This is a genomic window from Chryseobacterium sp. SG20098 (assembly GCF_031844745.1).
In the GTDB taxonomy this organism is placed as follows: Bacteria; Bacteroidota; Bacteroidia; order Flavobacteriales; family Weeksellaceae; genus Chryseobacterium; species Chryseobacterium cucumeris.
In genome coordinates this window covers 4,323,170-4,338,393 of record NZ_CP134622.1, presented here as the reverse complement: position 1 = coordinate 4,338,393, position 15,224 = coordinate 4,323,170, and the positions used below count along the sequence as shown (strand labels likewise).

The 15,224-nt window shown below is 36.9% G+C and carries 13 protein-coding genes and 1 tRNA gene; 8 read left to right on the top strand and 6 right to left on the bottom strand.

All coding sequences use genetic code 11. The features are described 5' to 3' along the window. The first annotated feature begins 2 nt into the window (after window positions 1-2). The 3 genes from tsaD to RHP76_RS19960 are packed head-to-tail and all read left to right on the top strand — an operon-like array spanning window position 3 to window position 2,103. Window positions 3-1,019, top strand: coding sequence for a tRNA (adenosine(37)-N6)-threonylcarbamoyltransferase complex transferase subunit TsaD (tsaD, locus tag RHP76_RS19970; protein WP_062675434.1), 1,017 nt, complete (start codon window positions 3-5; stop codon window positions 1,017-1,019). Next, the gene (locus RHP76_RS19965) at window positions 1,016-1,411 is read left to right on the top strand and encodes a hypothetical protein (protein ID WP_062675435.1); all 396 of its coding nucleotides are present in this window, start codon (window positions 1,016-1,018) and stop codon (window positions 1,409-1,411) included. The genes tsaD and RHP76_RS19965 overlap by 4 nt, the downstream gene beginning before the upstream one ends. Beyond that, window positions 1,408-2,103 carry an RsmE family RNA methyltransferase gene (locus RHP76_RS19960; protein ID WP_311228881.1) on the top strand — a complete coding sequence of 232 codons (696 nt, stop codon included), beginning with the start codon at window positions 1,408-1,410 and terminating at the stop codon, window positions 2,101-2,103. Before RHP76_RS19965 ends, RHP76_RS19960 begins: the two co-directional genes overlap by 4 nt. Before the next feature lie 48 nt (window positions 2,104-2,151). On the opposite strand, the gene RHP76_RS19955 is transcribed toward RHP76_RS19960, so the two are convergent. Next, window positions 2,152-2,832: a TrmH family RNA methyltransferase gene (locus RHP76_RS19955; RefSeq protein ID WP_114820739.1), complete on the bottom strand. Its 681-nt coding sequence runs from the start codon at window positions 2,830-2,832 to the stop codon at window positions 2,152-2,154. 160 nt (window positions 2,833-2,992) lie between these two features. Here RHP76_RS19955 and RHP76_RS19950 point away from each other — a divergent pair, with 160 nt between their 5' ends. The 4 genes from RHP76_RS19950 to RHP76_RS19935 all read left to right on the top strand — a co-directional run bounded on the left by RHP76_RS19950 (window position 2,993) and on the right by RHP76_RS19935 (window position 5,965). Beyond that, a complete protein-coding gene (locus RHP76_RS19950) occupies window positions 2,993-4,009 on the top strand; it encodes an asparaginase (RefSeq protein WP_062675438.1) in 1,017 nt (338 codons plus the stop codon). A gap of 55 nt (window positions 4,010-4,064) precedes the next feature. Beyond that, window positions 4,065-4,151, top strand: a tRNA-Ser gene (locus RHP76_RS19945). A gap of 177 nt (window positions 4,152-4,328) precedes the next feature. Next, complete coding sequence (locus tag RHP76_RS19940) at window positions 4,329-4,745, top strand: hypothetical protein (protein WP_047428034.1); 417 nt, start codon at window positions 4,329-4,331, stop codon at window positions 4,743-4,745. A gap of 416 nt (window positions 4,746-5,161) precedes the next feature. Continuing rightward, a complete protein-coding gene (locus tag RHP76_RS19935) occupies window positions 5,162-5,965 on the top strand; it encodes a DUF2490 domain-containing protein (protein ID WP_311228880.1) in 804 nt (267 codons plus the stop codon). A 111-nt stretch (window positions 5,966-6,076) separates the two neighbouring features. Here the strand turns inward: RHP76_RS19935 and RHP76_RS19930 are convergent, their stop codons facing one another. The 3 genes from RHP76_RS19930 to map all read right to left on the bottom strand — a co-directional run bounded on the left by RHP76_RS19930 (window position 6,077) and on the right by map (window position 10,315). Continuing rightward, window positions 6,077-6,772 carry a hypothetical protein gene (locus RHP76_RS19930; protein ID WP_062675450.1) on the bottom strand — a complete coding sequence of 232 codons (696 nt, stop codon included), beginning with the start codon at window positions 6,770-6,772 and terminating at the stop codon, window positions 6,077-6,079. A gap of 859 nt (window positions 6,773-7,631) precedes the next feature. Continuing rightward, entirely contained in the window at window positions 7,632-9,164 is a 1,533-nt protein-coding gene (locus RHP76_RS19925; RefSeq protein ID WP_311228879.1) for a M20/M25/M40 family metallo-hydrolase, read from the bottom strand. A gap of 386 nt (window positions 9,165-9,550) precedes the next feature. Next, window positions 9,551-10,315, bottom strand: a complete 765-nt coding sequence (gene map / locus RHP76_RS19920; RefSeq protein WP_311228878.1) for a type I methionyl aminopeptidase — start codon at window positions 10,313-10,315, stop codon at window positions 9,551-9,553. Window positions 10,316-10,526: 211 nt separating this feature from the next. Here map and RHP76_RS19915 point away from each other — a divergent pair, with 211 nt between their 5' ends. Beyond that, window positions 10,527-10,931: a helix-turn-helix domain-containing protein gene (locus RHP76_RS19915; RefSeq protein WP_311228877.1), complete on the top strand. Its 405-nt coding sequence runs from the start codon at window positions 10,527-10,529 to the stop codon at window positions 10,929-10,931. 89 nt (window positions 10,932-11,020) lie between these two features. Here RHP76_RS19915 and RHP76_RS19910 read toward each other — a convergent pair whose 3' ends face one another. Together RHP76_RS19910 and RHP76_RS19905 are read right to left on the bottom strand one after the other, a co-directional pair. After that, window positions 11,021-11,578, bottom strand: coding sequence for a hypothetical protein (locus RHP76_RS19910; RefSeq protein WP_311228876.1), 558 nt, complete (start codon window positions 11,576-11,578; stop codon window positions 11,021-11,023). Window positions 11,579-11,580: 2 nt separating this feature from the next. After that, entirely contained in the window at window positions 11,581-15,219 is a 3,639-nt protein-coding gene (locus RHP76_RS19905; protein WP_311228875.1) for a DUF6443 domain-containing protein, read from the bottom strand. Window positions 15,220-15,224 lie beyond the last annotated feature (5 nt).

Genomic DNA, 15,224 nt, shown 5'->3' with positions numbered 1-15,224 from the left:
TTATGAGCGACTCTATAATTTTAGGTATTGAATCGTCCTGTGACGACACCTCAGCAGCTATCATCAAGGGAAATTCTATTCTTTCAAACATTGCCGCGAACCAGGCCATCCACAAAGAATATGGCGGCGTTGTCCCTGAATTGGCTTCACGAGCCCATCAGCAAAATATTATCCCCGTTGTTGAAAAATCTTTTTCTAAAGCAAATATACAACAAAATGCTATCTCTGCTATAGGATTTACTCGCGGACCGGGACTTTTAGGATCTCTTCTTGTAGGAACATCATTTGCTAAGTCTTTGGCTATGAGCCTGAATGTACCTTTAATTGAAGTAAATCACCTTCAAGCCCACATTCTGGCCCATTTCATCGAAGATGCAAATCCTGTGCCGCCTACTTTTCCGTTTTTATGCCTTACCGTAAGCGGCGGACATACTATGATTGTATTGGTAAAAGACTATTTTGACATGGAAATCATCGGGAAAACCATTGATGATGCAGCGGGAGAAGCTTTTGATAAAATCGGAAAGATTTTTGACCTTGATTACCCTGCAGGACCCATCATCGACAGATTGGCCAAAGAAGGAAATCCTGATGCTTTTACATTCAACAAACCGAAGCTTGAAAACTACGATTATTCTTTCAGCGGTATTAAAACTTCCGTGCTGTATTTCATTCAGAAAGAAGTCAGAAAAAATCCGGATTTCATTAAGGAAAATCTTAATGACCTTTGTGCTTCCGTACAAAAATCAATTATTGAAATTCTGATGAATAAGCTTGAAAAAGCAGCCAAAGATCTCAATGTAAATCAGGTGGCTATTGCAGGAGGTGTATCTGCTAATTCTGCACTTAGAAAAGCAATGGAAGACAATAAAGAAAGACTGGGATGGAGTATTTATATTCCAAAATTTGAATATACAACAGACAATGCAGCCATGATCGCTATGGTGGCAAAACTGAAGTTTGAGCGAGGAGAATTTACAGATTTAAGAACTTCCGCAACCGCAAAATACGATTTATGAAAATACTCTTAGAAGAAAAAGTACTGGGAACACATTCTAAAAAGAACTCAAAATATTACTGGGTATTGGAAACTATCACAGGAAGACATGAGGGCTCAGAAACTTTTTCAGAGTTTAACGGAGAAAGTTCTGAGACAGGTTATATTCAGGATATCAAAGAAGAAGTTTTAAAATTAATTAATTCTGAACATCTTTTTAGTTTTCCCTATACTCCAAAAGAAGGAGATTATTTATCCATCAAAAATAATTTGAGAAAACAGGAATATTTAAATCTGATTTTCATTAATAATGTATGGATAGAAGAAATATACATGTGTTCTTACCGGGAATGTGATACAGACATATATACAACCATCAAAACAGGAGTAGCATTTATAAATCAGGATATATGAAACTATTCTACGGAGACATCAACGGAAATAAAGTTTTAATCAACGACGAAGAACAGCAGCATATCGTAAAAGTTCTTCGCATGAGAGATGGAGAAGATATTCATGTGACGGATGGAAAAGGAAAACTTGCTTCCGGAAAACTGATTATAGAAGGCAAGAAAGCCGGAATTAAAGTTTCTGAGATCAAAGAAAATCTGCCGGAATTCAATCCAAAACTTCATATTGCGATTGCCCCTACCAAGAATATTGACAGAATCGAATTCTTTGTGGAAAAAGCAGTGGAAATGGGTATCTCAGAAATAAGCATTATTATCACTGAAAAAACAGAGCGTAAAAACATCAACATCGATAAAATCAGGAAACAAGCGATCGCAGCATCCAAGCAAAGCCTGAGATTTCATTTTCCGGTGATCAATGAAGCTCTAAAGCTAGGTGATTTTCTGAAAAATATTGATCCGGAACATACTTTTGTAGCACACTGCCATGAAAATCTGGAAAGAATTGATCTTAAAAACATTCCTCAACTGCAGCAGCTTACATTTTTAATAGGCCCTGAAGGCGATTTTTCCGAAAAGGAGATTGCATTTCTGGCAGAAAATAAGATAAAAGCAGTATCTCTCGGAAATCAGAGACTCAGAACAGAAACAGCTGGCGTTTTTGTTGCAGCCTGGAATTATTACAATATGATATAAATACAAAACGAGAAGGCACTAAACCTTCTCGTTTTTATTTTTGACTCCTTATTTCCAGTCAATATTATTCTCTTTCAGGTATTTTTCAAAAATCTGCTGCCCGCTTCTTATTGAATTCACTGCCCAAAGGATTTGCATCCTTAAAAGTTTTTCTTCATTCAGCTTATAATCAATCCCAGACTTTATCAGCTTTTGTTTCAGTTCGTACATACAAATGGAAGCCGCTACAGAAACATTGAAGCTTCTTGTAAAGCCATACATCGGGATGGCCAGTGTTTCATCGGCAAAATCTAAAATCTCTTGGGAAACTCCCTCCATTTCAGTTCCAAAAACCAAAGCAATGGGTTCTGTTATTTCATACTCAGGTAACATTTTAGCGTTCTTTTCCAGCGAAACAACCACTATTTTATATCCCCGGTCTTTAATATTCTGGAAAGATTCCATATTTCGGGGAAGTTTTTCTACCTCAACCCAGGTATCAGCTCCTTTTGTTACACGAAGATTGGGTTCAAAACTGTATTCTTCCTGCAAAGCCACTACTTTATGGAAACCACAGGCTTCCACAGAACGCACAATGGCTGCTGCATTTCTAAACTGATAGATATCTTCTACCACCGGAAGGACAAAGTCTGAACTTTCCTGAGAAAAATGTTCAATTTTCTCGAGTCTTTCTTCAGTTAAAAACTGTTTTAAATATTCAAAGGTTTGCGCTAAATCTTTCATCCGCATTTAGTTATTTTTTTCAATAGCCCTATGAAACATCAGTCATTTTCATTTTATTTTTATAAAATTTCATGATAAGCGTTTCATTCATTTTCAAATCTTTGCAAATTAACGTAATTTTGACCTATGAACCCTAATCTGGGGCCAATTCTTAATAAATTAGTACATGAAGCGAAAAGTCCTGCTCATCTATACCGGTGGAACCATCGGAATGGAAAAAGATTATGAAACCGGAAGTCTCCGTGCCTTTGATTTTGGAAATATATTCGAAAAGATGCCTGAAATGAGGCTTATGGAATGCGAAGTCTTTGTACATCCTTTCGCCAAACCATTGGATTCCTCGGATATGGGACCTGAAGAATGGAGGGTGATCGCTAATTATATTCAAAAAAATTATGATGAATACGACGGTTTTCTGATCCTTCACGGAACAGACACGATGTCTTATACCGCTTCAGCACTAAGTTTCATGCTAAAAGGATTAAGAAAGCCTGTCATCATGACAGGATCTCAGCTTCCGATTGGTGATCTGAGGACGGATGCCAAGGAAAATCTTCTGACCAGCCTTTATTACGCCAGCCTTTATGAAAATGATGAAGCAGTCATTCAGGAGGTTGCCATTTACTTTGAGTATAAATTATTAAGAGGAAACAGAACGCTGAAATATTCTGCTGAGTATTTTGATGCCTATTCAAGCCCGAATTACCCTATTTTGGGACAGTCTGGAGTTCATTTGAATATTATTAAAGATAACCTGTTCCGTTGTGATCCTGAGGTAGAGTTTCACGTGGATGAACATATTTCCGAAGATATTTTATTCTGGAGAATTTTTCCGGGCATGCATTTGAGCCACTTCAGGGAAATTCCTAAAATGAAGGTTCTTATTCTTCAGGTTTTTGGTTCGGGAACTATTTTCAGCAGTGCAAAAACTCAGGAAACGCTTCAGGAAATCCGGGATAACGGAACTGAAATTGTGGTGGTAAGCCAGTGTATTTCAGGAGGTATCTCATTCGGAAAGTATGAAAACAGTAATATTTTCTCCAGAATCGGAGCAATCAGCGGAAGAGATATGACAGCGGAAACAGCGATTACCAAAGCCATGCACTTAATTGATAATCCAAGTTACTCCGGAAGCTTTGCCGATAACTTCACCAGAAGTCTTTGTGGAGAAATTACAGATTAATTTGTAAGAATAATTTGGATATTCCAGAAAATACACTATTTTTGCAATCTCAAAAAGAGAGGTGTCCGAGTGGTTGAAGGAGCTACCCTGGAAAGGTAGTATACGGGTAACTGTATCGAGGGTTCGAATCCCTTCCTCTCTGCAAGAAACCAAAACCTGTGCTAATGATTAGCACAGGTTTTTTTATGCCTAAAATTTTGGTACCTTTTCTCATAGGTATTTATACTCACTCTAATAATTGGTCATTTATACTCTACTGCAGGTGCCTTGTTCTTCGTTACTTTGAAATACAATCTAATCACCTAAAAAACAAATCAATATGACATCAACAAGTGTAAATGCAAATTCCTCAGGTCAGTTAGTACTTGGAAACGGAGCACAATTCTGGGTGTATCTTTCCCCACAAAATGATACCTCTAAAATGATTTCTACATGGCGTGTAACTTTTTCACAGGGAGACTGGAGCGACTTCATCTCAAGTGAAAATCCTACCAAACAGATTCAGACTCCCAATCTTTCCGGGATCTTTGAAATCAGAGTAGAATTATTAAGCGGATCTACCGGTACCTGGCGCCAGATTCCGCCTCAGGCCGGAAGTCATAATGAAATAGGCTGTAACTCCAACTGTGCTTCAATGGTAGGAATTGTTGCAGACAGTACAAATCCTCCTATCGGAGCTATTAATGCCCATTTCTGGACCACATGGGATGCTATGTGCGGAGTAAGACAGAACTAACAGATAAGTCAACCAGTCCATAAACCAAATTGCCACAATATCTATATATTGTGGCAACTAATTTTTACAACTATACACTACAATATCAAATATTTACGTAATCATTTGATCAATGAGAGAGAGATTTCCTCAAATTACTAACAAGTTATACACATTTTATCCACAATTACAATACAGTTCTAAAAACTTAATCTTTCCTTTAGAAAGTTTTATTCCTAAATCTATCCTAAATCAGGCCTTTACTTTGTCTTGTTTTTAAACAGTATTAAAAGATTTTGAATAAACATTCTATGAACAAAGCCTCTAATTTTGGTATTATAAAGTATTCTCTCTGCGTATCAACAGCATTCTTATCCGTCTCATGGTTTCGCAGTTATTTAAAATTAACAGTAAAACAATTATTCACCCTATTGAGCATGAAGAAATTTTTTGCAGGATTATTTTTATTGGGATGTTTAGGAACATCGATCAAAGCGCAGATCAGTCCACCTGGACTGGGAGATGCCAACAATGCATTCTGGGGAGCCTTCGGAGTGAAGCGACAACTCGACTCTTTGGGTAAAAAACAGGCTTTGAGCTACATAGCCATCGGGAGAAAAAGCAGTCCGGATGATCATAATCTGTTTTCGAAGCAGGCGATCATTGTTTTAAATCATGAAGTTTATCATTCCTTTGCGCCACACCAGCAATATAGTTATGCATTAAGTTACCGACGTCAGCCACAGTATGAAAGTACAGCTCCTTATGATAAAGAAAGTACGGAACAGGAATTCAGAATTTACGGAAGATATGCCTATACTTTTGATCTCGGCAGGAAATGGAAACTTAAAAGTACCATACGCCAGGAATTCAGGAAATTTTTTGATGCAGACTTTTATCAAGTCGAAGAGGATTTTCAGTTGAGAACACGGATCAAGAATCAGCTCACCTATAATTTATCTCCAAAAAACAATCAGAAACTGGCCTTGAGTGCAGAAGCCCTGTTTTCTATAAGCCATCTCAATGAGCCGGATTCTGAATGGAGTTCGTTTGGATATCGTGAAATGCGTATTGCGGCGTACTATATGTTTACAATTCCGAACTCTCCTTTTACTGTAGACATAGGATATATGGACGATCTGATCGGAGACAGCAGAAGTATTCATCATGGAGGCGTTCATTATCTGGCAGCCGACCTGGTATGGAATATTCCTTATAAAAAAACAAGTAATACACATTAGCAAGTATTCATACAATTGCAATACAAAATCCCGATCATTACTGACCGGGATTTTTGGTTGAAAACATAAGTTTTCCGCAATATAATTAAGTATGAATGTTTGGTGTAAAATTTAGTTGCACAAAGTCAGAAACTGACGGCTCAACTGCACATTGAATTTGGCTTCCGCTCTTGAGCGTGCATAAATAGTCTGTTTAAAAGCATGCACAGTTTTTAATTTCTGGTCTATAAACTCTGCAATCTGAACAACAGAAAAAAGAAAATCCCTGTATACCGCCATATTAACGGTCTGTCCATAATAGGGAAGATAAGCTTTTAAAAATGGAATGGCTTTCTGATGGCGGTTGTAGCTGATACAATACCCTACTCCTTCCATTGAAGTAATAATACTGTAATTATTAATATAGTCCTGAATATTTTTACTTCCATCAAGAGCATGCGCATTTTTTGAACAAAACTTATTGATCTTATCCAGAATATGCTGGGCATACTCCATCATGGAGATATTTTTAAATTCAAATACCTGATTCATTCCGCTGGATGGGGAAATTCCGTTTTCACTATCAATACAGAAAGAGATTCCTATTTTTTCATGATAGGGGAAAAAACAGTCTTTCACTTCAATGGAAGCATCGGGCTTTAGCATGTCATCTGCAAAGTTATAATACACATAGGGGCGATAAAGCTCTGCAAGCGCTTTCAGATAATCTGTTTCGCTGGTATTATGATATTCTTCAAACCATTTTTCAAGGTTATCGTAATAATTACTTTCAAAGTCGTTAAAGTTTAAGTAAAATGGCAATTCCATAGCTCTGTAATTTTGATATGACAAAGCTATATGTGTAATGCGACAAAACTTGACGTAATATATTTTTTGTAAAAAGATTTTTGTCAATGGTCAATTTTTGCTTCGCAAAGTCAATCGTCAATCATAATTAACGCTAAAGTTCGCAAGGTTTATTGATAAACAGAATTTATCAGTTCGCAAAGGCACTCCGTTCAGCCAAAGACCTTAGTGTGTACATTGCTGAGTGAAACGCCTTCGAGATCGTTTTTTATAATAAAATATCGTAGTGGACTTTGTGTTAAAATCTATGTAAGTGTATCAAAAACTTGACGCAATATATTTTTTGTAAAAAGATTTTTGTCAATGGTCAATTTTTGCTTCGCAAAGTCAATCGTCAATCATAATTAACGCTAAAGTTCGCAAGGTTTATTGATATACAGAATTTATCAGTTCGCAAAGGCACTCCGTTCAACCAAAGACCTTAGTGTGTACATTGCTGAGTGAAACGCCTTCGAGATCGTTTTTTATAATAAAATATCGTAGTGGACTTTGTGTTAAAATCTATGTAAGTGTATCAAAAACTTGACGTAATATATTTTTTGTAAAAAGATTTTTTGTCAATGGTCAATTTTTGCTTCGCAAAGTCAATGGTCAATCATAATTAACGCTAAAGTTCGCAAGGTTTATTAGTATCCAGAATTTATCAGTTCGCAAAGACATTCCGTTCAGCCAAAGACCTTAGTGTGTACATTGCTGAGTGAAACGCCTCTGCGGTCGAAAAAAAAGTAAACATCATAAAAACTTTGCGAACACCACGTTTAATTATATACGAGCTTATAAAATTCACAAGCGCAGCGAATTGACCATTCACCATTGACACTTATTTATCATAATTCTTCATAATGTACTCAAAGTAGTGGATCATTTTCAGATAGTTTTCAATACTAAGATATTCATTGGTACTGTGAATACTCTGCTGCTCGGCACTGTTGATCTTAATCGGCATGAACCTGTAGACGTTTTTGCTTACAATTTCATATTTACCGGCATCGGTTCCAGCCATAGTAAGATAAGGGGTAACAATGGCTCCTGGATGAATTTCTTTCACTCCGGCTTCTATCATTTTAAAAGCTCTTGTATTGGTTGGGGAAATAGCAGAAGCTTCTCTTGTATTATCAATTTCTTCTACCTCAACATCAAAACCTTCAGTCGATTTAGCAATATGATCTCTTACATCTTTCACCGAATTTCCGGGAAGTAATCTGAAATTAACCACAAATTCCACTTCTGGAGAAAGGACGTTAGTTCCATCACTTCCTTTCATCATCGTTAAAGCTGTTGTGGTTCTAACCAAAGCATTGGTTGTATTATTTTTGGTAAGCTGAGAAATCAGTACCGGTTTTAAAAGCCATTGATTCGCCAGTGCCATTCTTGTGGCAAAAGGCATTTCACCTCCGATATTCGTAAAAAATTCTTTGATTAAAGGGGTAATAACAGGTTTCATCTGGTGATCTTCCAGACGCTGCATGATAACAGCAGCTTTTCCAATTGCGCTTTCCATAGGAGGCATAGAAGAATGTCCACCCAGCCCTTTTACTTTGATTTTTGCAGAAAGAAAACCTTTTTCAGCACATCCTACTACGGCAACGTCTGTATCAATTCCGGCTACATTTCCTTTTCTCATAATCAATCCCCCTTCGTCATAGACCGCATCGAACTTCAATCCCTTTTTCTTAAAATAATCGGCAATCTGAATCGCTCCTTTCTTTCCGCCTACTTCTTCATCAAAACCGAAAGCCAGATAAATATCACGCTGTGGAATCTGTTTGTTTTTAATCATAGAATTCATGGATTCCATCAAGGAAAAAAGCATTCCCTTCATATCTATAGCACCTCTTCCGTAGATTCTTCCGTTGGCAACAGCTCCTGAAAAGGGGGCAAATTCCCAATCTTCTGCTACTTTTGAAACGGGTTCTAAAGGTTTATCATCCGGACGGAATACGTTTGGATCATTATTCTTTATATCAGCATCTCCGGGAGGAACTACGTCCATATGGGAAAGGAATAAAATAGGCTCCAGCGAAGAATTGCTTCCTTTAAGTCTGAACACCAGTCCATATTGGTTGACCTCAACATTTTCTGTATTCTGATAGACTAACGGATAAGATGTTTTTAAATAGGTTTTGAACTGTTCAAACGGTGCATAATCAAATTCACCCAAACTTCCTGTAGAAACGGTGGGTACTTTTATTCCTCCTGAAAGTCTCATCACTGCAGAATCATTTTTTATGGGTTTCCAGCCCTCGCCTGCCCCGATATTATTTTTTTTAAACGGATAGGTGTAGGTTTTGATTAATACGACAGCAGCCAGAATGACAACGATTCCCAAAAGGATTAAAAGAAATTTTTTCATAGTGAATAGTTTGTGAAGTGATTTTATTCTATAAATATAACAAAGTATTTTATGCCCAACAATATAAAGTCTGGCTTTTTCATCAATGGAATATTACTGCAGATTTTTCGGAGTATAGATAACGAAGCGTTTTTTTATTGTAACGCACAGCTTTCTATTCTTACAACTAAATATAAGGGAACAGAGCTGCAATCAACAAGTTAATTGGAGGGAGCTTGGTGATTATAGTAACGCTGTTAGTTTGTTTTTAACGCAAAGGCACAAAGTTTTTACTGCTGATGTATATTTAAGGTGCAAGAAGATCAAAGATTTTCAGCAGGGAATTCCAATAACATTCTTTTCTCTTAAAAATGATGATGATGATTTTCGCACCGTTGCGGTTTCTTTTAATCCAGGATTTCGTTCATTTCGGTTAAAATGATAGGTTTTCCATCAGTAATTACAATGGTATGCTCATGCTGGGCCATGTAACCGCCTTTATTACCTACCATAGTCCATCCGTCTTTTAATTCTACAGCAATATTGGAATCGGTGGAGATAAATGTTTCAATAGCCACGACAGAGTTTTTCTTAAAACGTCTGAAATCATAACGGTTTCTGTAGTTCAGCAATTCGTCAGGCTGTTCGTGTAAGCTTCTCCCTACTCCGTGACCTGCAAGATTCTTAATGACTTTAAGACCTCTTTTCTTCGCTTCGGTTTCCATTAAATGACCTATGTCTGCTATTCTGACACCGCCTTTAATATTGCTGATCGCCTTTCTCAGAATGTCTTTGGATGCCTCCACCAGTTTCTGATGTCCGTGAATATCTTTTCCAATCACAAAGGAACCTCCGTTATCTGCCCAATATCCGTCCAGTTCTGCTGAAACATCAATATTAATCAGATCGCCTTCTTTCAAAATCCTTTGATCTGTTGGAATCCCATGGCAGAACTCGTTATCCACGCTGATGCACGTCCAGCCTGGAAATCCATACGTCAGATAAGGTGCTGATTTTGCTCCGAAACCTTCCAGTATTTGGGCTCCATATTCGTCCAGATCTTTTGTGGTCATGCCGGGTTCAGCATAATCCATCATTTTCTTCAATGTATAGGCAACAGCTTCACTTACTTTTTGCATTCCCAGCATCTGATCTTCGTTGGTGATTGACATAGTTTTGTTTTGATTGTTATTGAATATTACAAAGTTAGGAAATTAAAACGTTCTTAGATAGCCTGTTTCCATAAAGTAGCAGAGAGCGTTTATGGTGTGGCTCGTAATGCTTTAAGAAAAGAGTAACCGCAATGCGAATATTTACCGGACATTTTTTCACCTTTACTTTACAGAATGTATTATCTTTGAATCTTCACAAATTGATTAAAGAATGGACTACAAAATACATCAGGGAAGAAATGTAAAACGTTTCAGAGAAATGCTTGGCATCAAGCAGGAAGCATTGGCGCTGGATCTGGGCGACGACTGGAACCAAAAAAAGATCTCTTTACTTGAACAAAGAGAAACCATTGAAAACCAACTGCTGGAAAAAATATCTGAAGTACTGAAAATTCCTGTAGAAGCTTTTCAGAATTTTGATGAGGAACAGGCTGTGAACCTAATTTCCTGTACATTTTCAGATAATGCAATGTTTAATAATAGAATCGAAGTTCAAAATATTAATCCTATTGATAAAATTGTTCAGCTTCACGAAGAAAAAATTGCTTTATACGAGCGTATGCTGAAGGAAAAGGATGAAATGATGAGCAGACTGGAAAAGCTGCTTCATAAGTAAGGCTTTTTGAGATAAAACTTCCAATAAAATGATAAAAACCACTGCGGATTGCAGTGGTTTTTTCAACTCGGAGACTCTTAGAATAACTTTTATATTCCTAAAATCTGCTTGATTTTTTCTTTTCCTTTCTTTGAAAATCCTACTTTTGTTAATCCGCCTTGAGAATAGAACTCCATTTCTTTAATTTCAGGATTAGAAATTAATTTATTACAGTCGATACTTACATTAATATAACCAATAACTTCATCTTTTTTATTATAGAGTATCACTGAATAATCTGTATTAAAACACGCTACGTCTTCCGATCCGTATGTTTTAGGATTTTTAACAGTTGTAAGAAAATCTACCATCTCTTTTCCCTTAATAATTTTAATATAATCAAAACATACTGAAAGCTGTTTATTATATATTATTGAAACTGCCTTACTTTGTTCACAATCATTTTTCTCATCATACTTGTAAAGTTTCATATAATGTACATCTGCTGGAAAAATATCTTTACTGATATTCAAAATAATGCTATCATTGTTTTTTTTATCTTCTGAAGAATGTCTTTCTGTATTTTTTTCAGTATACATTTCTTTCTTCTGACATTGATATAAAACAACTGAAAACATGAATAATATTAAAATTTGTATGTTTTTCATAATTATCTCCTATAAATATTTGAAAGTTCTACTACATCTACTACCTGTTCTCTAGCTTTAACTGTTTGACCTGTAGGACTCCATCTAGGCCAATAGTTAATCATCAATGTACCACCACGTTCAGGATAAAATTTTGTATTGTAAGGATTATTTGGATTAACTGCATTCATGTGTTCATTTGCAGCACCCCATACAAAAGAACTTCTCGTGGCTTTGGCAAATTCTAAAGCAAATGATTGACCATTTGGAAAATTTGTAGATTTATATGCTGTAGATGCATTACAAGCACCCAAATAAACAGTAGAATAATTTGCAAATCTAATCTTACCTGAATCAACCGCATTTCCTAATTTAGATAAGTCAGAAGTATAAACATTATCTGCTTCTGGATTTGTTCTGGCGTTTGCAAATATCATACCTTCACCGTAAGTACTTCTTTTAGGATTTGTATCTCTATCTCCATGCGAAAATATTCCTAAAAACCCTATTCCATTAGGGCTTTGGTCAGATATACTCTTTAAAGCATTATAAAAATCATTATATCCCCCTTGTCCTTTTCCACCTGGAACATTTGCTAATATAGTTTCGGGAACAGCAAATTTCATTGCCTCTCCCCAAACTTTTTCCTTACCAAATGTAATTGCTCCTATACTTCCTTCTCTCTTTCCTGATTTAGAATCCATAGAAGCCTTTAGTAAGTTAAAAACATCTACAGCATCCTGTTCTGTATATTTATATCCTCCAGTAATTTCGATAACCTCCATTCCATTAGGGTCGATAAACCTAATTGGATTGTTCATCGTATAGTTATATGAAGACCAATTAACATACTTCTCCGCCAACGGATCAATTACGCTCCATCTTCCTACATCTGGCATATAAAATCTGGCACCAAAGTCGTACTGGCCAGTCTCTTGGAGTTCTTTGCCGTTGTACTTGTACTGATAAGCATTCTGCGTTGTAGCGGTATAATTATGCAGTAATCCAAAAGGATAATAGTTATTTACTTCTACAATTTCTCCTGGTTTCCAAATGCTGATACAGTTGGGTGGATTAAAAGGATCCCATGGAATATTTTCACATTGGCTCTGAAAGTATTGCCTTGGTTGTATTACCCCATCTTTATTTGTATCTGTATAGCTTAATCTTACATTTCCTAAATGATCTGTATAATTATAAATATATTGATTCAATAAGGCATCATAATATCCTTCCGAAGTAGGGATAATCCTTAACTTTATTTCGGCAACCTCGTTAGAATCACCAATAACACCTATGCCTGTTCCTCCATCTGATGATTCTGATGGTTTAGTGCTTTTATACTGGAAGCCATCCAGATAATGGGTCTCCAGATCTCCAAAAAGCTTCTTTACTTTTACTCCATCTGCTCTGTAAAGATAACTTGTCACCTTTGAGTTTTGGGTAATCTTATCTGGTAAATTTAGATAATTATATTCAATAGACGAAATACCTTTATCCAAATGTTTGGTCATGTTTCCATTCCCGCTGAGATTGCCATTATCATACTCAATAGGACCAGGTACTGCAAGGGAAGGATAACCCGATGGGTTTTGCTGCTCATCGGTTACTTTTATCAACTTGTTTCCGGAGTAATCATATTTTAGATTATCAATCATTAAAGTGGTGTTTGCTCCGGGAAGCAATCCCTCAGTTCTCACCAAATTCAAAATATTCCCATTGACATCATAGGCCAGGAGCTCATTGTATTCTTTTGCATAAGGATTTGTATCTTTCTGATAAAAACCACCTGTGAGCCTGTTTAAACCATCATATGCGTAGCCATATCTTTTTAACGGTTCATTATCTTCTGTAAGGGTTTTCCAGGATACTTCTGCAATATTTCCGTTGTATCTCGGTTTTACTTTTTGATTGGGATAATCCGCATTAGGAATTTCCAAACCTTCCACTTTATTATAATTGATCTTATACCCAAACAGGTCACTTCCTAAATTGGCTGGATCGTTAATCTGGGTCAGCCACCCACGGATATTGTATTTGTAGTCTATCTGCTGAAGCGGAGAAGAAGCCGTAACTCCTCCCACTTTTTTTGATTCCAACTGGGAAATTTCATTATAGGTATTCTGAGCCAGGATTTCTTCAGCATTATTATCAATCTTATGTTTATGGGTAACCAAGCGGTTCTGACTGTCATAATCAAAGGTTTCTGTGATGACCCTTTCGGTATCCGTACTCAGTCTCTTATGCCTTGTTACAGTCTGTTTCGTGATTCCTGCAAAATCCAGTTTGGATTCTGTGTGGGTATATCCTCCCAGATGATTAATGGAGTGACTTCCAATAGCTCTTCCCTTCGTATCATAATAGGTATAGTTCCTGGTCCAGTTGTCATCCTCAATGTTTTTTACAAAACTCATTACAGGTAGTCCTTTGGTACTTCTTCCGTCAGCTACAGGAGTTTCAGTCAATACAGGTTCTCCCTGAATTGTTGAAGGGAAGGCCGGATTAAAACTGTAAGCAGGATAAGAGTCGTAATAATTAACCGACAAAATACTTTCAGGGATAAAATAGACAGCCGTATAATAAATATTCATTCCATTTCTTACAATACCTGTAGAATGGCGCGCATCATAAATAACCAAATCCTTGATCTGATCCTGTATTGTCGCCCTACTGTCATTTGAACTGAATATTCCTGTATAGGCAACTCTTCCAAACTGGTCATACTTGGTCATCAGCCATTTTCCAGATCCTTTCATATTGGCATCCTGGGTAAGCATCAGCCTGTCGGCTTTATCATATACCATAAACTCCCAGCCTTTTCCGGGAAGCTTTTTTTCCACCAGTCTTCCCCTACCATCATAATGGTACTGATAGCATAAGGTATTGAGAAGATCATCCGTAATAGGCTTATGAACAGCCAGAGGAGGAATGACAAAAGCCAGCTGGTCATATTCATTGTAAACATAATAAGTATCCACATTTTCTGCGGGGCTCATGACTTTCCTTACCAAAACAACCTGACCTTTACCGTTTTTAAATTCTATGGTTTCATTACCATCCTCATCTTTGACAGAGTTTTTATAAAGCTGGTTTGGGGCATAAACCGTGGCAGAGGATAAGCTCAGTGCACTTTTAGTAGCTCCATTTATCCAGCTCGTGGTACTAATGTACTGATAGACTTCATTCAATCCGTTGGTGTCATAGCTGAACTTTACAGATTTTCCGTTCCAGTCATTACCTACCTGTTTCTGTTCCAGAACCCTGTCCAATGGTGAGTTTTCCAGCACTTTTTCAGAATAGATCTTTTCATTCCCGTAGGTGTTGGGATAAACACCCAATGGCCCTGAATAATAGTTTCCATTGTTGGTAGAAAGCTGGGGAACAGGAAGATAATCTTTGACCTGCCTTCCGAACGGGTCATATTCAATATGGGTCACAACGTCACGTCCCAGTGGTGATGCTGCTATGTTAACAATCTGTTTTGGTCTTCCCAGCCCGTCAAAATACTGTACAGATTCTGAGGATTTTGTAGCTGTAGTACCATTATAATCCAGATACGTTTTGGACTGAATATAGTTTTCATTGCTTGAAATCGTGGAAAGCTGCGCATAGGCTATATTGGATAAGAGCAACGCTCCTATTGGTATTATTATCTTTTTCATCAGTT